This is a genomic window from Serpentinimonas barnesii, assembly GCF_000696225.1.
Classification (GTDB): domain Bacteria; phylum Pseudomonadota; class Gammaproteobacteria; order Burkholderiales; family Burkholderiaceae_C; genus Serpentinimonas; species Serpentinimonas barnesii.
The window spans coordinates 133,053-153,221 of the sequence record NZ_BAWN01000013.1 but is presented as its reverse complement, the minus strand read 5'-3'; the positions used below and the strand labels follow the sequence as shown (position 1 = coordinate 153,221).

At 68.7% G+C, this 20,169-nt stretch carries 17 protein-coding genes; 15 read left to right on the top strand and 2 right to left on the bottom strand.

Annotated elements, in window-relative coordinates; all coding sequences use genetic code 11:
- Nucleotides 1–34 precede the first annotated feature (34 nt).
- Genes SRAH_RS12000 through SRAH_RS11990 form a run of 3 tightly spaced genes read left to right on the top strand, consistent with a single transcriptional unit; the run spans nt 35 to nt 4,441 of the window.
- Nucleotides 35–2,095 carry a TonB-dependent receptor plug domain-containing protein gene (locus SRAH_RS12000; RefSeq protein ID WP_149028928.1) on the top strand — a complete coding sequence of 687 codons (2,061 nt, stop codon included), beginning with the start codon at nt 35–37 and terminating at the stop codon, nt 2,093–2,095.
- A gap of 46 nt (nt 2,096–2,141) precedes the next feature.
- Nucleotides 2,142–3,089, top strand: coding sequence for a type 1 periplasmic-binding domain-containing protein (locus SRAH_RS11995; protein ID WP_149028927.1), 948 nt, complete (start codon nt 2,142–2,144; stop codon nt 3,087–3,089).
- Complete coding sequence (locus SRAH_RS11990) at nt 3,086–4,441, top strand: GGDEF domain-containing protein (RefSeq protein ID WP_052369087.1); 1,356 nt, start codon at nt 3,086–3,088, stop codon at nt 4,439–4,441. Before SRAH_RS11995 ends, SRAH_RS11990 begins: the two co-directional genes overlap by 4 nt.
- On the opposite strand, the gene argH is transcribed toward SRAH_RS11990, so the two are convergent.
- A complete protein-coding gene (gene argH, locus SRAH_RS04675; protein WP_149028926.1) occupies nt 4,438–5,922 on the bottom strand; it encodes an argininosuccinate lyase in 1,485 nt (494 codons plus the stop codon). The genes SRAH_RS11990 and argH overlap by 4 nt on opposite strands.
- 97 nt (nt 5,923–6,019) lie before the next feature.
- Between argH and SRAH_RS04670 the strand changes: the two genes are divergently transcribed.
- The 5 genes from SRAH_RS04670 to SRAH_RS04650 all read left to right on the top strand — a co-directional run bounded on the left by SRAH_RS04670 (nt 6,020) and on the right by SRAH_RS04650 (nt 11,621).
- Nucleotides 6,020–6,895: a LytR/AlgR family response regulator transcription factor gene (locus SRAH_RS04670; RefSeq protein WP_369403335.1), complete on the top strand. Its 876-nt coding sequence runs from the start codon at nt 6,020–6,022 to the stop codon at nt 6,893–6,895.
- A gap of 100 nt (nt 6,896–6,995) precedes the next feature.
- Nucleotides 6,996–7,997 (top strand): hydroxymethylbilane synthase, encoded by a 1,002-nt coding sequence (gene hemC, locus SRAH_RS04665; RefSeq protein WP_029462191.1) that lies wholly within the window; start codon nt 6,996–6,998, stop codon nt 7,995–7,997.
- A gap of 47 nt (nt 7,998–8,044) precedes the next feature.
- Nucleotides 8,045–8,890 (top strand): uroporphyrinogen-III synthase, encoded by an 846-nt coding sequence (locus tag SRAH_RS04660; protein ID WP_369403334.1) that lies wholly within the window; start codon nt 8,045–8,047, stop codon nt 8,888–8,890.
- Nucleotides 8,887–10,278: a uroporphyrinogen-III C-methyltransferase gene (locus SRAH_RS04655; protein ID WP_029462189.1), complete on the top strand. Its 1,392-nt coding sequence runs from the start codon at nt 8,887–8,889 to the stop codon at nt 10,276–10,278. Before SRAH_RS04660 ends, SRAH_RS04655 begins: the two co-directional genes overlap by 4 nt.
- A 17-nt stretch (nt 10,279–10,295) precedes the next feature.
- Entirely contained in the window at nt 10,296–11,621 is a 1,326-nt protein-coding gene (locus SRAH_RS04650; RefSeq protein ID WP_029462188.1) for a heme biosynthesis HemY N-terminal domain-containing protein, read from the top strand.
- Nucleotides 11,622–11,640: 19 nt separating this feature from the next.
- Here SRAH_RS04650 and SRAH_RS04645 read toward each other — a convergent pair whose 3' ends face one another.
- Nucleotides 11,641–12,222, bottom strand: coding sequence for a DUF2062 domain-containing protein (locus tag SRAH_RS04645; RefSeq protein ID WP_029462187.1), 582 nt, complete (start codon nt 12,220–12,222; stop codon nt 11,641–11,643).
- Between the two features lie 116 nt (nt 12,223–12,338).
- On the opposite strand from SRAH_RS04645, the gene SRAH_RS04640 reads away from it, so the two are divergent.
- The 7 genes from SRAH_RS04640 (at nt 12,339) to ntrC (ending at nt 19,951) form a co-directional block, all read left to right on the top strand.
- Entirely contained in the window at nt 12,339–13,100 is a 762-nt protein-coding gene (locus tag SRAH_RS04640) for a pseudouridine synthase (RefSeq protein ID WP_029462186.1), read from the top strand.
- A 16-nt stretch (nt 13,101–13,116) separates the two neighbouring features.
- Nucleotides 13,117–14,043 carry an EI24 domain-containing protein gene (locus tag SRAH_RS04635; protein WP_029462185.1) on the top strand — a complete coding sequence of 309 codons (927 nt, stop codon included), beginning with the start codon at nt 13,117–13,119 and terminating at the stop codon, nt 14,041–14,043.
- Nucleotides 14,040–14,861: a competence/damage-inducible protein A gene (locus SRAH_RS04630; RefSeq protein WP_029462184.1), complete on the top strand. Its 822-nt coding sequence runs from the start codon at nt 14,040–14,042 to the stop codon at nt 14,859–14,861. Before SRAH_RS04635 ends, SRAH_RS04630 begins: the two co-directional genes overlap by 4 nt.
- Nucleotides 14,862–15,060: 199 nt before the next feature.
- A complete protein-coding gene (gene glnA, locus SRAH_RS04625; protein ID WP_029462183.1) occupies nt 15,061–16,476 on the top strand; it encodes a type I glutamate--ammonia ligase in 1,416 nt (471 codons plus the stop codon).
- A gap of 131 nt (nt 16,477–16,607) precedes the next feature.
- On the top strand, nt 16,608–17,243 hold the full coding sequence (locus tag SRAH_RS04620) for a hypothetical protein (RefSeq protein WP_052369086.1): 636 nt from the start codon (nt 16,608–16,610) through the stop codon (nt 17,241–17,243).
- A gap of 9 nt (nt 17,244–17,252) precedes the next feature.
- The gene (gene glnL / locus SRAH_RS04615; protein ID WP_029462181.1) at nt 17,253–18,344 is read left to right on the top strand and encodes a nitrogen regulation protein NR(II); all 1,092 of its coding nucleotides are present in this window, start codon (nt 17,253–17,255) and stop codon (nt 18,342–18,344) included.
- Between the two features lie 77 nt (nt 18,345–18,421).
- Nucleotides 18,422–19,951 (top strand): nitrogen regulation protein NR(I), encoded by a 1,530-nt coding sequence (gene ntrC / locus SRAH_RS04610; RefSeq protein ID WP_029462180.1) that lies wholly within the window; start codon nt 18,422–18,424, stop codon nt 19,949–19,951.
- Nucleotides 19,952–20,169 lie beyond the last annotated feature (218 nt).

Here is a 20,169-nt window from a genome sequence, read left to right as displayed (position 1 = left end):
ATAAATTTAAGGCTTTATCGCGCCTGCACCCACCATGAAGCAGACCCAGCCCCCACCGCAGCCACCCGCTGCCCGCCATCGGCTTTGCGGCCACGGCGGCTGTGCCGCCGCGCCCATGCAGGCGCCGGTGTATGCGCTGGCCAAGGTGGCGCTGCTGGGCGTGCTGGCTTGGGTTGGGGCGGTGCAGGCGCAGCCGGCGCCACCGCTGGAGCTGCTTGCGCAAGCCGAGCCCGATTTTTTTTCCGATCAGCTGCCGCAGCAGGTGCTGTCGGTGACGCGGCTGGCGCAGCCGCTGGCCGACGCACCCGGTGCCGTCACGGTGCTGGACCGCCAGACTCTTCGCCGCTCTGGGGCGCGCACCGTCACCGAGGCGCTGCGCCTGGTGCCGGGTTATATGGTGGCGGGCTACAACGGGGCCAACCTGATGGCGGCCTACCACGCGCCGCTGGATGAATACGGGGTGCGCAGCCTGATTTTGGTCGATGGGCGCTCGCTCTACAGCCCCAGTTTTGTGGGTGGGGGGTTTCGAGCCCTGAATGCGATGCCGATCGAAGAGGTCGAGCGCATCGAGGTGCTGCGCGGCACCAACTCGGCCGCTTTTGGGGCACACGCCTTGTTTGGCGTGATCAACGTGGTCACGCGCCACACGCTCGACACGCTGGGGCAGGCGCTGGTGCTCAACGCCGACGGCGCCGGCGTGGCCGATGCCTATGTGCGCCTGGGCTGGGGCGAGCCGGGCTGGTCGCAGCGCCTGAGCGTGAGCCGCAGCGCCGACCACGGCCTGCGCGACCTGCACGACAGCCAGCAACGGCTGCAACTGCTCTGGCGCGCCGACATCAAACCCGGCCCCGCCAGCGAATGGATGCTCCAAGCCGGCTTGAGCGAATGGGATGCGGACGACGGCTTCCCGGACAATGCAGGCGATCCGCAGCGCGATGTGAATCTGCGCAAGTCCCATGCGCTGCTGCAATGGAACCACGCCCCACAAGCCGACGCCACCTGGAAAGCCACCCTGTCGTGGGACGAGGAGCGCTTTGCCGACCGGTTTGTGTACCGTGCCCCGGGCACTTTGTTCAACGCCCCGGTTCCCTTTATTCCCATAGCGGTCAATCTGGGCTACCAAGAGCGGCGGCTTGCGCTGGAGTTGGAGCACACGCGGGTGGTCTCGCCGAGTTGGCGCTGGGTGTTGGGGGGTGGGGTGCGCGACGACAGCACTTTTTCGCCGGCGCAGTTTGCCACCACCGAGCGCGTAGCGGTGCGCGATTGGCGCGTGTTTGGGCACGCCGAATGGGCGCCCGCTCCGGGCTGGCTGGTCAATGCGGGTCTGTTTGCGGGCGATCGCAGCGACACCGGCAGCTACCTGGCCCCGCGCCTGATGCTCAACCACGAGATCGCGCCTGGCCACACGCTGCGCGCCGGGCTGACGCGTGCCGAGCGGCCGCCGCTTTTGTTCGAGCGCAGCGCCGATGCGCGCTATTTTTTGCCCGATGGCCGCTTTGCCGCCAGCACCTACCGGCCCAACTTCGCCTTGCGCAACGAGGTGCTGCACACCCGGGAATTGGGCTACCACGCCAATTTGGCCCAAGGCCGCGTCAACCTCGACGTGCGGCTGTACGAGGAGCGTCTGCGCGATTTCATCCAGTTTAGGCAGATTGACAGCTTGGCGCGCCAGTACGTCAACGCACCCGGTTTTACGCTGCGCGGGCTGGAGTACCAGCTCATCTGGCGGCCCAGCGAGCGCACCGAGTGGCGGCTGAACCAGTCCTTTAACCAAATTCGCTGGCAACAGCCCGGGCCCATCGGGCGCACGCCACCGTCGCGCATGAGCACGGTGGCCTGGTTTCAGCGCCTCGACCACGGCTGGGGCCTGTCGCTGATGCTGCATGAGCGCTCGGCGATGGCGTGGCGCGGTGCGGCCAGCGCGGTGGGGTCCAGCACCCGTGTCGATGCCCGGCTGGCGCGCGAGTTCGACTGGGGCGGTGCGAGCGCCGAAGCCGCCGTGGCGCTGCAGTCCCTCACCGGCGACATCGACGAGTTCGTGCCCCAGCGGCCTAGCAGTCGGCGTGTCTATGCGAGCTTGCGCCTCGAATTCTGAGCCCGCTGACCTGTCCCGGCGCGCAGCGATGCTGGCCGGGGCGGGTTTGCTGGGCCACCTCGCGAGCGCCGACCTGTGGGCGCAAGGGGTGGCCGGCGCCATGGCGCAGCCCGCCGCAGCCCCGGCCCCACTGTGGGTGGTGTTGTCGGAGCGCAACGCGGCCCAAGAAGAAGCGCTGCGCGTCTTGCGTGGCGGCACGGCGCTGCCCCTGCAAGCCGGTCTGTGGTCCGATTGGGCGCAGTGGGAGCAAATGGGTTCGGGTGCGGCCCTGATGTTGTTGGGCGCACGCGCCCTTGCGGCTTGGGCGCAGCGTCAGCCGCCCCTATTGCCCGCCGTGCCTTGGGTCGCGGGCTTGCTGTCGCAGTCGGCTTGGGCGGGCTTGCCGGCTGCGGTGCGCAACCAGGCGCATGCGGCTTGGTTGGACCAGCCGCTGCCGCGCTTGGCCGAGCTGCTGCGGCTGGCCTTGCCCGACCGCTCGCGGGTCGGGGTGCTGTTTGGTCCCGCCACCCGGGCGTGGCGTGCGCCCTTGCACGAGGCCTTGCAGCAGCGCCAGTGGCAGATGCAGTCGGCGCAGTTGCACGAATCCGACGGCCCAGCCGAACTTTTTACCGCCCTGAGCCGCGTGCTCGATGGCAGCGAGGCCTTGCTGCTCTTGCCCGACAACCAGGTGGTGCAACCGAGCCAGTTCCAGAATCTGCTCATTGCCGCCTACCGCCAGCGCCTGCCAGTGGTGTCTTTTTCGCAGGCCCATGTGCGCGCCGGAGCCACCATGGGCCTCTTTACCACGCCGACCCAAGCGGCGCAGCACATGCTCGACTTGCTGCGCCACGCGCAACAACCCGGGGCCAGGCTGCGCCAGCAATGGGCGGCGCAGTTCGAGCTGGCCATCAACGAGCCGGTGGCGCGGTCGCTCAACTTGCAGTTGCCCTCGGTGGCCATGTTGGCCGGGGCCCTGATGCAGCGCAGCGGCGCACCTGAGGGGGCCACGCGATGAGCCCCGACCCGATGCTGCGCCAGATGCGGCTGCGCCTGTGGCTGGCAGCCGCCTTGCCTGCGGTGCTGGTGGTGCTGGTGCTGTTGGCCTTGTTTGTGCAGCGCCATGGCCACGAACTGCTGCAGGCCAAGCAGCACCAGGCGCTGGCAGTGGCCAAGCAACTGGCCAGCCAAGCCGAGTTTTCCTTGTTTGCCGCCGACGTGCAGACCTTGCAGCGGCTGGCCGCCACCACCAAAGACAGCGATGCGGACATTGTGGCGGTGGCGCTGCGCGCAGCCAATGGGCAGTTTCAGGCCGGTGCGGGGCGCTTTGGTGCCGAATTGCCCGATTTCACGGGCAACCGCGTGCACCTCAACGGCGAGCGCCTGTGGGTGATCCACGAGGTGCGGTCCGACTTGGTGGCGGTAGATGACTCGCTGGCGGCCGGTTTGCTGGAGTCGGGGGCGGCGGAGCCGGTGGTGCTCGGTTTCGTGGCGCTCGAATACGATTTGACGTCGCTGCAGCGCAGCAGCCAGCAACTGCTGTGGTGGGCGCTGGCCGCCACCGGTTTGGCCGTGGTGCTGGCGGCGCTGCTGTCGGCCCTGATTGCCTCCAGCGTGACGCGGCCGGTGGCCCACATCAGCGACGTGGTGCGCCGCATCGGCAGCGGGGAGCTGCAGGCACGGGCCGAGCTGGCCCGAGCCGGTCTGATGGCCCAGTTGGCCAGCGGCATCAACCGCATGGCCAGCCAGGTGGCGGTTACGCAAGAAGACCTCAAGCTGCAGGTGCAGCAAGCCACCGAAGAGTTGCGCCTGCAAAAGCTCGAGGCCGAGCGCACGGCGCGCACCGATGGCCTGACGGGCTTGCTGCGCCGGCGCGCCTTCATCGATCTGGCCGAGGCCGAAATCCAGCGCAGCCTGCGCTACCAAGACCCGCTCTCGTTCATCATGTTCGACGTCGACCACTTCAAGGCCATCAACGACACCCATGGCCACGCCTGCGGCGATGCGGCCCTGGTGCACTTGGCTGAATTGCTGCGCGAGCAGATGCGCGACTCCGATCTGCCGTGCCGCTGGGGCGGCGAGGAGTTTGTGGTGCTGCTGCCGCGCACCGGCGCCGATGTGGCGCGGCACGCGGCCGAGCGCATCCGCAACCACTTCGAGGCCAACCCGGTGCGCTGGGAAGAGAGCAGCCTGCGTGTCACGGCCAGCTTCGGTGTGGCCGCCTTTGATGCCCGCGACCTCAGCCTCTCGAACATGGTGGCACGCGCCGACATGGCGCTGTACCGCGCCAAACGCAATGGCCGCAACCGGGTTGAGGTGGCCGACTACGAAGGCTGGGCGGCGGGAGGCCTTGGGCAGCCCGCGGCTTAGCTTGGCTGGTTTTGCGGCCCGGTTGCCCCAAACCCCAGCCGCGCGCGCTGGCGCGCCAGTTGCAGCCGCACCTGGGCTGGTGCGGTGCCGCCCACGGTCTGGCGCGCCTCCAGCGAGCCGCGCAGGCTCAGCGCTTCGTAAACGTCGGGCCCGATCAGCGGGTGAAAGCCCTGCAGCACCGCCAGCGGCAGCTCGGCCAAATCGCAGGCGTGGCTGCTGGCGGCCTTGACGGCGTGCGCCACGCACTCGTGCGCGTCGCGAAAGGGCAGCCCTTTTTTCACCAGGTAGTCGGCCAGGTCGGTGGCGGTGGCGTAGCCCTTTTGCGCCGCCTGCTCCATGGCGGCGGCGTTCACGCTCAGGCCCCCCTGCTTGAGGCCGGTGGCCGGGTCGGGCTGGCCGCCGATCATCTCGGCAAATATGCGCAGCGTGTCGCGCAGCGTGTCGACGGTGTCGAACAGCGGCTCTTTGTCTTCTTGGTTGTCTTTGTTGTAGGCCAGGGGCTGCGCTTTCATGAGCGTGAGCAGGCCCATCAGGTGCCCGACCACGCGCCCGGTCTTGCCGCGGGCCAGCTCGGGCACGTCGGGGTTTTTTTTCTGCGGCATGATCGAGCTGCCGGTGGTGAAGCGGTCGGCGATGCGCACAAAGCCAAAGTTCTGGCTCATCCAGATGATCAGCTCCTCGCTCAGGCGGCTGATGTGCACCATGCACAGGCTGGCGGCGGCGCAGAATTCGATGGCAAAGTCGCGGTCGCTCACGGCGTCGAGGCTGTTTTGGCACAGTTGCGGCTGGCCCTGTTCATCGACCATGCCCAAGCTGCGCGCCACGCGCTCGCGGTCCAGCGGGTAGCTGGTGCCGGCCAGCGCCGCGCTGCCCAGCGGCAGCCGGTTGGTGCGCCGGCGCACCTCGGCCAGGCGTTCGGCGTCGCGCGAGAACATCTCCACATAAGCCAGCAGGTGGTGCGCAAAGCTCACCGGTTGCGCCACTTGCAAGTGCGTAAAGCCGGGCAGGATGACCTCGACATGGCGCTCGGCCACCTCCAGCAGCGCGCCTTGCAGCTCGCGCAGCAGCGCCTGCAGGGCGTCGATCTCGTCGCGCAGCCACAGCCGCACGTCGGTGGCGACCTGGTCGTTGCGGCTGCGGCCGGTGTGCAGGCGCTTGCCGGCGTCGCCCACGAGCTGCGTCAGGCGCGCCTCGATATTCAGGTGTACGTCTTCGAGCTCGAGCTTCCACTCGAAGCGGCCGGCTTCGATTTCGGCCCCGATGGCGGCCATGCCGCGCTCGATGGCGGCTTGGTCGGCGGCGCTGATGATGCCTTGCGCCCCCAGCATTTCGGCGTGTGCCAGGCTGGCGCGGATGTCGGCGCGCCAGAGGCGCTGGTCAAAGCCCACACTGGCGGTGTAGCGCTGCACCAGCGCGCTCATGGGCTCGCTGAACAGGGCCGACCAGGCCTGGGTTTTGTTGTCGAGTGGGTTGGCAGTCATGGGCGGCGCGGGTGAGGCAAAATGGGCAAAAATAGGTGCATCTGGGCCATGCCGCATGTGCGGGGCCGACTGGGTGCGGGTTACAAGGCGATTTTACGTGGCCCGCTTGGCGGTGCACCGGGTGGGGTGCATCGGGGTGCAAGGGGTCGATTGCTGCATGGGGGCTGACGTGGCATTGCGGGTGTTGCTGGTCGATGACGAAGCGCTGGCGCGGGCGCGGCTGCGGGCGCTGCTCGATGAGCTGTGTCTGGCGGGTGCGTGCGCAGTGGCCGAAGTGGGCGAAGCGGCCAACGCGGTGCAGGCCATGCAGCAGTTGCAGCGCGCGGCGTGGGATGTGCTGCTGCTCGACATTCAAATGCCCGGCCTCGACGGGCTGCAACTGGCCGAGCGCTTGCGCACCCAGCAAAGTGACCGGCCCAGCGACTGGCCGCCGCCGCCGGCGCTGGTGTTCGTGACCGCGCACACCGAGCACGCGCTGGCCGCATTCGAGCTGCAAGCCATCGACTACCTCACCAAGCCGGTGCGGCGCGAACGCTTGCAGCAGGCGCTGGACAAGGCGGCGCGCTGGCGGCTGGCGGCGGGCACGGGCAGCGCCGCAGCGAACGGGGCTGTACAGGCCCTGCCCCCCGAGGCGCTCACGATCCACGAGCGCGGCGGCTTGGTGCGGGTGCCGCTGGCCGACATCCTCTACCTCAAGGCCGAGAGCAAGTACCTAACGGTGCGCACCGCAGCCCAAGCCTATCTCTACGAGGGCTCGCTAAACGAGCTGGAGCAGGCGCACCCCGGGCGCTGGCTGCGCATCCACCGCAACGCGCTGGTGGCGCGGCACCGCGTGCGCGCGCTCGAAAAAGCCGGCGCGCAATGCGGCCACGACGAGCCCGAGGGCTGGCTGTTGCGCCTAGATGGCGTGCCCGATGCGCTGGCGGTCTCCAGACGGCAGTTGCCGCTGGTGCGCGAACTGCTGGGCGCCTAGTGGCTGGGTGCACCGGGCGCAGCGGATAATCGCGAGTAAGCCAACACCGCGCGTGCGCCGCCCCCAGTTCGCATCCGCCCCTTCATTGCAGCGTGCCACCATGACCCTTGCCGCTTCCCGCACCCTCACCATCGCCACCCGCGAAAGCCGCCTGGCGCTGTGGCAGGCCGAACACGTGCGCGCCTTGTTGCAACAGCACGGCCATGCGGTCGATCTGCTGGGCATGACCACGCTGGGCGACCAGATTTTGGACCGCTCCCTAAGCAAAGTGGGCGGTAAGGGCTTGTTCGTAAAGGAGCTGGAGCTGGCGCTGGAGCAGGGCCGCGCCGACTTGGCCGTGCATTCGCTCAAAGACGTGCCCATGGAGCTGCCGCCCGGCTTCGAGCTGGCGGCGGTGCTGCAGCGCGAGGACGCGCGCGACGCCTGGGTGTCGCCGCACTGCGCCGGGCTGGCCGAGCTCCCGCACGCGGCCGTGGTGGGCACCTCCAGCCTGCGCCGGGTGGTGCTGCTGCGCGCCCTGTTGCAGGAACTGGGCCGCAGCGATGTGCGCATCGAGCCCTTGCGCGGCAACCTCGACACGCGGCTGCGCAAGCTCGACGCGGGGCAGTACCACGCCATCGTGCTGGCGGCTGCGGGCTTGGTGCGGCTGGGGCTGGAGGCGCGCATCCGGCACCGCTTCGACCCTGGGCAGATGCTGCCGGCGGCCGGGCAGGGCGCGCTGGGCATCGAGGTGCTGGCCAGCCGGCCCGAGTTGGCGCAAGCCCTGCAGCCGCTGGCCCACGGCCCGAGCTGGGCGGCGGCGGCGGCCGAGCGCGCCGTCTCGCGCACCTTGGGCGGCAGTTGTTCGATGCCGCTGGCGGCCTATGCCACCTGGGTGCAAGCGCCCGCGCAAGAGCGCCTGCAAGCCGGCGGCACGCTGCATTTGCAGGCCGCTTGGGGCGAGCCGGAGGGCGCGCCGCTGCTGCTGCGCGCCAGCGCCAGCGCCAGGGTCGAGAGCCTGGCGGCAGCCGATGCGCTTGGGGTGCAAGTGGCGCAGCAGCTGCAACGCGCCGGGGCCCGGGTGGTGGGCCCTAGCAGCCAAGCCAGCGCCCCGGCGGTTTGAGGCGCTGCCCGGCGCCGACCTGACATTGCGCTGCCTTGGCCCCTTCTATGCCAACCCTTCCCACGCCAGCCCTGTCCGCGCCACCCCTGTCCGCGCCACCCGACGCACGCGCCGGCAGCGGCCCGATGCTGCTCGTAACCCGGCCGGCGCGCGAGGCGGGCGTTTGGGTGCAAGCCCTGCACGCGGCGGGCTGGTCGGCGGCGCAGGCGCTGCCCTTGATCGACATCGCACCGGTTGCCGATCCGGCGGCGCTGCAGCAGGCGCGCTTGCAGGCGGCAGACTGCGACGCCCTGATGTTCGTCAGTGCCCAAGCGGTGCAGGGTTTTTTTGGCCCCGATGCGCCACAGGCGGCCGCGCTGACGGCGCGCTGCTGGGCCCCGGGCCCCGGCACGGCGGCCGCGTTGCAAGCCGCTGGGGTGCCGATGGGGCTGATCGACCAGCCGCCCCCCCATGCGGCGCAGTTTGATTCCGAAGCCCTGTGGGCCGTGGTGCAGCCGCAACTGCACCCCGGGCACCGGCTGCTGCTGGTGCGCGGCCAGTCGGCCGACGGTCGCACCGGCCGCGATTGGCTGGAGCGGCAGTGCCTGGCGCAGGGTGGGCACGTGCTCGCTTGCGTGGCCTACCGGCGCTGCGCGCCGCAGTGGGATGCGGCCACCGCGCAACGGGTGCGCGAGTGGGTGCGCCAAGGGGCGGTGTGGTTGTTTAGCAGCTCCGAGGGCTTGCAGCATCTGTCGCAGTTGCTGCCGGGCCAGTCGTGGGCGCAGTCGCGTGCGCTGGTGTCGCATCCGCGCATCGCCTTGTCAGCACGGCAACAGGGTTTTGGCGAAATAATCACCCACCGGCCCGCGCTCGACGATTTGTTGCGCGCCCTGTCTGAACTGCCCAACCCATGACCGACCCGTCCCTCCCTGCCGCGCCCGTTTCCCCTGGGGGCGCTGCGGCACCTGATCCAGCGCCACCGCCGCCGCCTGCATCGGCAGGCGCGGGCAGCGCCAGTGCGGGCGCGACACCCGCTGCTGCACAGGCTGCACAAGCTGCACAAGCTGCACCGTTGCAGCGGGCGGCCCGTCCGGGCTGGCCGGCGCCGCCGCAGTGGCTGCTCTGGGCGACCTTGGTGCTGGCGCTGGCGGGTCTGGCTTGGACCTTTACCCTGCTGCAACGCATGGAACGTGGGGAGCAAGAAATGGCCCGCCGCGCCGCCGACAGCTTGGCCGAGGCGGTGGCGGCGCGCGAGCTGGCCGCAGCGGCCGAGGCCAAGTCTCAAGACCTGGCGGCGCGGCTGGGCGTGGCCGAGTTGCGTTTGTCGGAAGTGGCGCTGCAGCGCAGCCAGCTCGAAGAGCTCATGCTCACCGTGGCGCGCACGCGCGATGACAGCCTGGTGCACGACCTCGAAGCCAGTGTGCGCTTTGCCCAGCAGCAAAGCCAGCTCTCGGGCAGCGTGCAGCCGCTGATTTCGGCGCTGCGCGGGGCCGAGCAGCGCATCGCCCGTGCGGCCCAACCGCGCCTCAACCCGGTGCAGCGCGCCATCGCGGCCGACATCGAGCGCCTGCAAGCCGCCCAATGGGTCGATGCCCCTGCGCTGGCCCAGCGTCTCGATGGCTTGGTGCGGCGCGTGGACCAGTGGCCACTGCTCAATCAGCCTTTGCCGGCTGCCGGGGTGTACCAACCCCTTGGTCAACCGGCCCCGGCGCAGGCGGCCCCAGGGGTTCTGCCACAGGAGCCGGTGCCGCCAGCCACCGAGGCCGCTGCAGCCACCCAAGCCCTTGCTGGCGCACCCGACATCCCGCCTGCGGCGGCGCCCCCAGCCGCCGCCGAAACCGCCCCAGTGGCCCACGAAGCCACTGCAGCCGCCGCCCCAGGGGCTACCGAAGCCTCGATCTGGGCCCGTGCCTGGGGCTGGGTCGGGCAGACCGGCAGCGGGGCGGTCACATGGCTGTGGCAGTGGGTGCGCCAAGGTGGCGCCGACCTGGTTCGCATCAGCCGCATCGACCAGCCCGAGGCCGCCTTGCTGGCGCCTGAACAGGCCTATTTTTTGCGAGAAAACATACGCCTCAAGCTGCTCAGCGCCCGCTTGGGCCTGATGGCGCGCCAATTTGATGCCGCGCGGGCCGATGTGCAAACCGTGCAGGCGCTGGTGCAGCGCTACTTCGACCCCGCCGCCGCCGAAACCCAGCGCGTGCTCGACACCTTGGCGCAGTTGCAAAGCGATATGCAGCAGCCCGAACTGCCCCGGCCCGACGACACGCTGGCGGCGTTGCAAATTGCCGCCGGTGGCCGCTAACAGGGGCATCCACCGCCATGAAAAACGTGATCTGGTTCTTGCTGCTGGCCGCAGTCGCGGTGCTGGTGGCTTTGCTGGTGGGGGACAACCAGGCCGTCGTCAGCGTGTTTTGGGCACCTTGGCGCATCGATATGTCGCTCAACCTGGTGCTGATCGGCTTGTTGCTGGGCTTCGTGCTGCTGCATCTGGCGCTGCGCGGCATTGCCTTGCTGCGGGGGCTGCCGCAACGGGCCCAGCGCTGGCGCCTGCGCCAGCAAGAAAAGGCGGTCTACGTCGGCTTGCTCGAGGCCCTGATCCAGCAAATGGCGGGCCGTTTCGTGCGCGCGCAAACCAGTGCCGAACAGGCGCTGCAGGCGCTCGAGCGCATGCCAGCGGCCACGCTCTCCCACCAAAGCCGCTGGTTGCTGCTGGCGCGCCTGCTGCTGGCTGAGAGTGCGCACAGCTTGGGCAATGCCGGGCGGCGCGATGCCGTCATTGAGGCGGCGCTGGCCGAGCCCGCATCCGATGCGGCGACGGTGCGCGAGGCGGCCCTGTTGCGTGCCAGCGCCTGGGCCATCAAGGCACGCGACCCGGTGCAGGCGCGCGCCTGGTGGCAGCAGTTGCCGCAAGGTGCGGCGCGGCGCATCCAGGCGCTGCGGCTGCGCCTCAAGCTGGCGCAACTGGAGCAGGACAGCCCGGTGGCCATTGACACGGTGCGCCAACTGCGCAAGCACAAAGCCTTTTCGACCGTGGCCGCAGCCAGCTTGCTGCAGACGCTGGTGAGCGAGGCGCTGCAGCAAACCCACGACGCCGAGCAGTTGCTGCGCGTCTGGAAGGGGCTCGATGCCCGGGAGCGCGCCGACGCTGGGCTGGCGCTGCAGTTTTTGCGGCAATGGGTGCGGCTGCGGCCAAGGGGGGAGGGAGCTGCCGATGGTGTGGCTGGCGCAGCCGATGCGGCGCTAGGGCACTTGCCAGAGGGCCAGCGCTGGCGCGACGAGGCCTTGCAAACCCTCATGGGCGCCTACACCCAACTGGATGGCGCCGCGCAATACCGCTGCATCCGGGTGCTGCAAGATTTGCTGCCCGAGCTCGGTGCGGGCTGGCTGGCGCAACTGGACGCGGCACAGGCGGCCCGCCCGGCCGATGCGGGGCTGCAATACCTCGCCGGGCAGGCGCTGATGCAGCGCCAGCTCTGGGGCAAAGCCAACCAGATGCTGCAGCAGGCCAGCCGCAGCCTGCAAGATGCGGCCTTGCGCCGCCGCGCCTGGCGCGCCTTGGCGCAATTGGCCGAACAACGCGGCGATGAGGCGGCGGCGCAGCAGGCTTGGAAGCAGGCCGCGCTATGCGAAGCAGCGGGGCTATAAAGGCGGCCGCAGACAGAGATCAATCCGGATTGCGCATTTTGCGCAAGCGCTGCCGCCGCGCCAGCCGCACCCGCAGCGCCCAGATGGCGCTGACCCCAAAATACACCGTCAAGCCGAGCGTGACGGCCAAAATCGACAAGCCCACGATCAAGGGCTTGCCGATTTCACCCACCCGTTGCCAGCCCTGATTGATCTGTTGCCCAAGACTCAGTTCTGTGGCGCGTGCGTGGTCTTGGGCCTTGCGCTCGACGATGCGCGCCAATTCCTCCTCGGTGGCGGCGTCTTCTCGCAAAATGACGCGGCCCAATTCGTAAGCCGCGTAGTAAACCGGGGCGAAGGTGATGGGGTTGGTCACCAGCGTGCTGGCCGCCGCTGCGGGCAGGTGGGCGCGCAGCAGCACCGAAGCAATGGCCGAGGCGGGAATTTGCGCCACCGGGATCAAAAGCCCAAAAAAAACCCCGATCGCCATCCCCAGTGCCACGCCCTTGCGGCTCAGGTGCCACAGCCGTGGGTGCCCCAGCCAAGGCCGCAGCCAACGCAGCCAGCGGTTTTGCAGCAGGCTGTCCTTGGCCGGCATGAGTTTTTTGAGGCGCTCGAGCATGAGGTGGGCGTGGTGGCGGTGGCGGCAAGGACGGCGCAGAGTTTGCCCCATTTTCGCTCAAGCCGGTGCACCCTTTGTGGCGCAAAACACAAGCATCCGCGCTATGCTCAGGCCCCATGCGATTGGATGCAATTTTATTTAGCCAAGGCTTTGGTACGCGGCGCGTTTGCAGCGGCCTGATCGAACAAGGCTGGGTGGCGCTGGGCGAACCCAGCCAAATCTGCCGCGACCCCGGCTTGCCGTGTGAACCCGAGGGGCTGGTTTTTTGGGTGCAAGGCCAGCGCTGGGAATATCAGCGCCTGGCCTACCTGATGCTGCACAAACCGGCCGGCACCGAGTGCTCGCAAAAACCGGGGGCTTGGCCCAGCGTGTACACCTTGCTGCCGAGCGCGTTGCGCCAGCGCCCGGGCGGCGCCGCCTGCGGGGTGCAGGCGGTGGGGCGGCTCGATCAAGACACCACCGGCCTGCTGCTGCTCAGCGACGACGGCGCCTTCATTCACCGCCTCTCGTCGCCGCGCCACCACGTGCCCAAGCTCTACCAGGTGGTGTGCGAGCAGCCCGTCGGGCCCGAGATGGTGCGCCGGCTGCTGCAAGGCGTGCTGCTCGAAGGCGAAGCGCAGCCGGTGCGCGCCGCCGCCTGCACGGCCACCGGATCGCACCGCCTCGACTTGACCCTGACCGAGGGCAAGTACCACCAGGTCAAGCGCATGCTGGCTGCGGTGGGCAACCGGGTGCAGGCGCTGCACCGCAGCCGCATCGGGGTGCTGGAGTTGCCCGCCGACCTGGCGCCAGGCACGTGGCGCTGGTTGACGCCGCAGCAGGTGCAGGCCCTGCAGGCCAAGCAGCTTGCGCCGGCCGAGCGCCCCGGCGCCGCCTGATACACAATTGGCCCCTATGCGCTTGGCCCTCGATTCCTTTTGGCGTGCACTGGCTTACAGCCTGCACCCGCGCGTCATCGCTTGGTCTTTCATTCCGCTGTTGCTGATGGTGCTGGCGGCCTTTGCGCTGGGCTATTTTTATTGGGATGTGGCCATCGCGGCGGTGCAGCTCTGGCTTGAGCAATGGGCGCTGGTGGTGTTTGCCCTGCAGTGGCTGGAGACGGTCGGGCTGGGTTTTCTGCAGGCGGTGCTGGCGCCGCTGATCGTGCTGCTGCTGGCCACGCCGCTGATCGTGCTCGCAACCCTGTTGCTGGTTGCCGTGGTGTTGACGCCGGTGGCGGTCGAGCTGGTGGCGCGGCGCCGTTTTGCAGGTCTGGAGCGGCAGCGCGGCGGCTCGTGGCTGGGCAGCTTGGGCTGGTCGCTCGGGCACAGCGCGCTGGCCTTGTTGGCCTTGCTGATTTCCCTGCCGCTGTGGCTGATTCCGCCGCTGGTGCTGGTCCTGCCGCCGCTGATCCTGGGTTGGCTGACCTACCGCGTGCTGGCCTTCGACGCCTTGGCCGAGCACGCCAGCCGCGCCGAGCGGCACGCGTTGCTGCGCCGCCACCGCACGGCGCTGCTGCTGATGGGGGTGTTCAGCGGTTTTTTGGGTGCGGCGCCCAGTTTGCTGTGGGCCTCGGGCGCCATGTTCATTGCCATGGCCCCGCTGCTGGTGCCGCTGGCGGTGTGGGTGTACACGTGGGTGTTTGCGCTGGCCTCGCTGTGGTTCGTGCACTACCTGCTGGCGGCGCTGCAGGCGCTGCGCGCAGAGGCACAGCCGTCCATGCCGACGCAGCAGCACCTTGATGCGGCCACCGCCGAGCCGGTGCGCGCGCCCGAGCCGGCCGCGCTCCCCTTTAGCCCATCCACCACGCCGGCTCCAGCTTCGGTCCCAAACCAACCATGAACCCCGCCCCCCGCTTTGGCTTGCTCGTCGTAGGCGATGAAATTTTGTCGGGCAAGCGCGCCGACAAACACCTGCCGCGTGTAGTCGAGTTGCTGGGCGCCCGCGGCCTGAGCTTGGCGTGGGCGCGCTTTGCACCCGACGACCGGGCCGCGCTCACCGCCACCTTGCGCGAGGCGCTGGCGGGCCACGACGTGGTGTTTTGTTGCGGCGGCATCGGGGCCACGCCTGACGACCACACCCGCCAGGCAGCGGCCGGCGCGCTGGGGGTGGGGCTGCAGTTGCACCCGCAGGCGCGTGAGTTGATCCAGGCGCGGCTGCGCCACCTAGCGGCCCAGCAGGGCCAAGTCTATGAGCCCAACCGGCCCGATCACCTGCAGCGCCTGCAAATGGGCGAGTTTCCGCTGGGCGCGCGCATCATCCCCAACCCCTACAACCAGATTCCGGGCTTCACCTGCACCAGCCCCAGCGGTGCGGTGCTGCATGCCGTGCCCGGTTTCCCGGTCATGGCTTGGCCCATGATCGAGTGGCTGCTGGAGCAGCACTACGCCCCGTATTTTCAGCGCGGGGCATGGGGCGAGCGCTCGGTGATCGTGTTCGAGGGCATCGAGGGCCAGCTCACGCCGCTGATGTTGCACATCGAGGCCGCGCACCCGCCGTGCAAGGTGTTTAGCCTGCCCAGTGTGGACCATCCCGAATTCGGGCGCCACCTCGAGCTCGGCGTCAAGGGGCCGATCGGGCCCGTGCAGGCGGCCTACGCCGATCTGCTTGCCGGATTGCGGGCCGCCGCCGCCCGCTTAGGCCCCGAGTTGGTGCGCTGAGCCCATGTTGCGCACCATTGCACCATGTTGGTGCCGCCGGACGCCCCAAAATGGTGCCTATCTGGCAGGCGCGGGAGCAGCCCCCTTTTTTGTCAGTGCGCACCGCACGGCGCGCTGGCGTGTCACCAAGCTGGCACACTTGCTGCTATAAACTGGGCACCGATTTCCAACCCCTTTCAATGCAACCGGAGAATTCAAGATGGGCAAAAGCGTCGCCGACGTGATGAGCATGGTGCAAGACAACGAAGTCAAGTTCGTTGATTTCCGCTTCACCGACACCCGTGGCAAAGAGCAGCACGTAACGGTGCCGATCTCGCATTTCGACGAAGACAAGTTCAGCTCGGGCCACGCCTTCGATGGCTCCTCCATCGCGGGCTGGAAGGGCATCGAAGCCTCCGACATGCTGCTCATGCCGGACCCGAACACGGCCCAGATCGACCCGTTCTTTGAAGAAACCACGCTCTTTTTGCAGTGCGACGTGGTCGAGCCCAGCGACGGCAAGGCCTACGACCGCGACCCGCGCTCGATCGCCCGCCGCGCCGAAGCCTACCTCAAAGCCTCTGGCTTGGGCGACACCGCCTACTTCGGCCCCGAGCCCGAGTTCTTCCTGTTCGACAACGTGCGCTGGAGCACCGAGCCGGGCCGCAGCTTCTACGAAATCGAAGAGTACGAGGCCCCCTGGAACACCGGCACCAAGCTCGAAGGCGGCAACCGCGGCCACCGCCCGCGCACCAAAGGCGGCTACTTCCCGGTGCCCCCGGTGGACAGCACGCACGATATGCGCGCCGAAATGTCGCTCATCCTCGAATCGCTGGGCATTCCGGTCGAGGTCTTTCACCACGAAGTGGCTGGGGCCGGCCAGTGCGAGATCGGCACCAAGTTCTCTACCTTGGTCGAGCGCGCCGACTGGACGCAAAACCTCAAGTACGTGGTCTGGAACGTGGCCAACAGCTACGGCAAAACCGCCACCTTCATGCCCAAGCCCTACCACGGCGACAACGGCAGCGGCATGCACGTGCACCAGTCGGTCTGGAAAGGCGGCAAAAACCTGTTTGCCGGTGACGGCTACGCCGGCCTGAGCGACTTTGCGCTCTACTACATCGGCGGCATCATCAAGCACGCGCGCGCGCTCAACGCCATCACCAACCCCGGCACCAACAGCTACAAGCGCCTGGTGCCGCACTTCGAGGCCCCGGTCAAGCTGGCGTATTCGGCCAAAAACCGCTCGGCCTCGATCCGCATCCCCTACGTGGCCAACCCCAAAGGGCGGCGCGTGGAAGCGCGCTTCCCCGATCCGCTGGCCAACCCCTACCTGTGCTTTGCGGCGCTGCTCATGGCCGGCCTGGACGGCGTGGAAAACAAAATCCACCCCGGCGAAGCCGCCACCAAAGACCTCTACCACCTGCCGCCCGAAGAGGACAAGCTGGTGCCCACGGTCTGCCACAGCCTCGACCAGGCGCTGGGCTACCTCGACCAAGACCGCGCCTTCCTGACCAAGGGTGGTGTCTTCACCGACTCCATGCTCGATGCCTACATCGAGCTGAAGATGGGCGAAGTCACGCGGGCCCGGGTCGAAGTCACCCCGACCGAGTTCGACCTCTACTTCAGCAACTAAAGCGCTGCCGTTGCCGCTGTGCCGTCGCCGCCCCCTCGCGTTCGGGGGGCTTCGTGCCTGCGGTTTGGGGGCGCTGCTGCTATCATGGCCCCATGATGCACAAGGCTAGGTCGAATATGGGTGCGCGTGGGATGTGGCTGCTGCTAGGGGCGGCTGCGGCCGTGCTGTTGCCGGCGCCGGCGTTGGCGCAGAGCCAAATCTGGCGCTGCGGCAACGAGTACACCAACCAACCGGGCGAGCGCCCCGAAGCGCGCGGCTGCCGTTTGCTGCAAGGCGGCAACCTGAGCATCGTCGAGGGGCGCCGGCCTGCAGCCGCCCCGACACCGGGCGCAGCCTCCTCCAGCGCCGCCCCGCGCACGCCCGCCACCAGCGCCGAGCGCCCCCCCAGTCAGCGCGTCGATCGCACCGAGCAGCAGGCGCGCGACCGCGATGCCCGCCTCATTTTAGAGACCGAACTGCGCCGCGCCCAAGAGCGGGTGCGCGAGCTGCAAGCCGAATTCAACCAAGGCCGGCCACAGCCGCTGCCCCACGAGCGCGGCGACGCAGCGCGCTTGCAAGAACGCACCGAAGAGCTGCGCCGCCGGCTCGATCGCGCACAAGGCGACGTGACGGCGATCGAGCGCGAGCTGGCCCGCCTGCCCGCAGCGCCGGCATCAGCGCTGCCCGCAGCGGCCGGGTCGGTGCCCAGACCTGCGACCGGTTCTACGGCGGGTGCCGCTGCCGGGCAGTTCATCGCACTGCCCCCGGCGCCGGCGCCCATGCGCTAAGCCCTGCCCATGACGGCCCCACGGCAGCACCCTGCACCCGCCGCGTGCCATGGGCCGCAATACCAGGCGCTTGACCGGCTGGCCACCTTGGTGTCAGTGATCGATGCGGCGGGCGCCATCCGCTTTGCCAACAACGCGCTCGAAGACGCCATCGGCTTGTCCAGGCGCAGCCTGACCGGGCTGGCCTTGGCCGACTGGTTCAGCGAGCCCAACCTGCTGCAAAACGCCATCCAGGGCGCCGTCAGCCACGAATACGCCGTCATCCGCTACGACGCCAGGTTGCAGCGCCTCAACAACGAGCCGCTGCCGGTGCACGTGGTGCTGGCCAAATCTGAGCACGGCGGCGAGCTGGTGGTGGAGCTGCTGCCGCTGGAGCAGCAAACGCGCCTAGAACGCGAACAACGCCTGCACGAACAGGCGCACGCCAACAAAGAGCTGATCCGCAACCTGGCGCACGAAATCAAAAACCCGCTCGGCGGCATCCGGGGCGCGGCGCAGTTGCTGCAACTCGAGCCCGATGCCCGCGAATTGGCCGAATACGCCCAGGTCATCATCCACGAAGCCGACCGCCTGCAGGCCTTGGTCGACCGCTTGTTGGCGCCGCATCGGCGCGCCCGGGTGGTCGATGAGGTCAATATCCACGAGGTTTGCGAGCGGGTGCGGGCGCTGGTCTTGGCCGAATACCCGCGCGGCTTGCGCGTGCGGCGCGATTACGACCCCTCGATCCCCGAGTTTCGCGGCGACCGCGAGCAGCTCATCCAGGCCGTGCTCAATTTGGTGCAAAACGCCGCCCAAGCCCTGCAAGCGCGCCGGGCCGCAGGCGACGCCGAGATCGTGCTGCGCACCCGGGCGCTGCGCCAAGTCACTTTTGGTCGCCAGCGTTACCGATTGGCATTGGAATTGCATGTGATTGACAACGGGCCCGGCGTGCCCGAAGCGATCAAAGACCGCATCTTCTACCCCCTGGTATCGGGGCGCGAAGGCGGCTGTGGCCTGGGGCTGACGTTGGCACAAACCATCGTGCAGCAGCACCACGGTCTGATTGAATGCGACAGCGTGCCGGGCCGGACCGATTTCAAACTGCTCATTCCGCTGCCCTGAGCCCGGCTCCCACTTGCGCAGGGCCATGGGGCAACAGGGCCAGCAGACGGCGCAGACACCCGCAAAGGAACGCAGGCATGAAACCCATCTGGATAGTGGACGACGACCAGTCGATCCGCTTCGTGCTCGAAAAAGCGCTGCAACGCGAGGGCCTGCCCACGCGCAGCTTCAGCCAGCCGCGCGAGGTGATCGAGGCGCTGCTGGCCGGTGACGACGCCGGCCCGCAGGTGCTGGTGAGCGACATCCGCATGCCGGGGGGCAGCGGGCTGGATTTGCTGCAACAGGTCAAGCAGCGCGTGCCGGGCCTGCCCGTCATCATCATGACCGCCTATTCCGACCTCGACAGCGCCGTGGCCTCGTTCCAGGGCGGTGCCTTCGAGTACCTGCCCAAGCCCTTCGACCTGACGGCGGCGGTGGATCTGATCCGCCGCGCCATGCAAGAGAGCCAGCGCGAGCAGGTGGCCGAGGAGGGCGCAGACGCAGCGCCCGAGATGCTCGGCCAGGCCGGCGCGATGCAAGACGTGTTTCGGGCTATCGGGCGTTTGTCGCAAAGCCTGGTCACGGTCATGATCACGGGCGAATCGGGCACCGGCAAAGAGCTGGTGGCGCGCGCGCTGCACAAGCATTCATCGCGTGCGCGTGGGCCCTTTGTGGCCATCAACACCGCTGCCATCCCCAAAGACCTGCTCGAGAGCGAGCTGTTTGGGCACGAGCGCGGGGCCTTTACCGGCGCCCAAACCATGCGCCGTGGCCGCTTCGAGCAGGCCGAGGGCGGCACCTTGTTCCTGGACGAAATCGGCGACATGCCTTTTGAGCTGCAAACCCGCTTGCTGCGGGTGCTCTCGGACGGCCAGTTCTACCGCGTCGGCGGCCACAGCGCCGTCAAGTCGCAGGTGCGCGTGATCGCCGCCACGCACCAAAACCTGGAGCAGCGGGTGCGCGAGGGCGCCTTTAGGGAAGATTTGCTGCACCGCCTCAACGTCATCCGCCTGCGTCTGCCGCCGCTGCGCGAACGGCGCGAAGACGTGCCGCTGCTGACGCGCCATTTCTTGCAGCAAAGCGCCAAGCAGCTCGGGGTCGAAGCCAAGCGCATCAGCACCCCGGCCCTGCACGCGCTGGCCGAATTTCCGTTTCCGGGCAATGTGCGCCAGTTGGAGAACATCTGCCACTGGATCACCGTCATGGCGCCGGCCCAGGTGGTGGAGCGCAAGGACTTGCCACCCGAGGTGCTGCAAGCCGTGGGCCTGCCAGCCGCAGGGGGTGGCGTTGCGCTGGCCCCTGTGGCCCCGTCCACATCAAGCGCACCCGCTGCGCCAGCGGTGGCAGGGTTTGATGCGGCCCCGGGCGCCGCTGCCACTGCGGCCCCAGCGGCCCCAGCGGCCAGCGCGGGCCCGCCCACTTGGGAAGCCGACCTGTATGCCGAGGCCCACGCGCTGTTGCAGGCCGGGCGCAACGAGGTCTGGGACGCCCTGCTGCGCCGCTTTGAGGCCCAGTTGCTCGAAGCCGCGCTGGCGCACACCCACGGCCGGCGCATCGAGGCGGCGCAGCAGCTCGGCATCGGGCGCAACACCCTGACGCGCAAACTGCAGGAGCTGGGCTTGGGCTAGGGAGTCCGCTCCGGCCGCACCTCGACCCGGGCGTGGCCGCCGGGGGCAGATGAGGGTTTCAGCCGTGGTGTTCATAGGCCCCGTTCCTTGATGAAGGTTTTGATCTTGGGCTCGCCGGCGATCACATACCTGCTTCAGCGCTTGACAGCCAGCGCAGCTCGGCCATGGCGGCGTGGCCCTGCACTTGGGTGCTTAGCACTTTTAAATCTGTCCCCAAT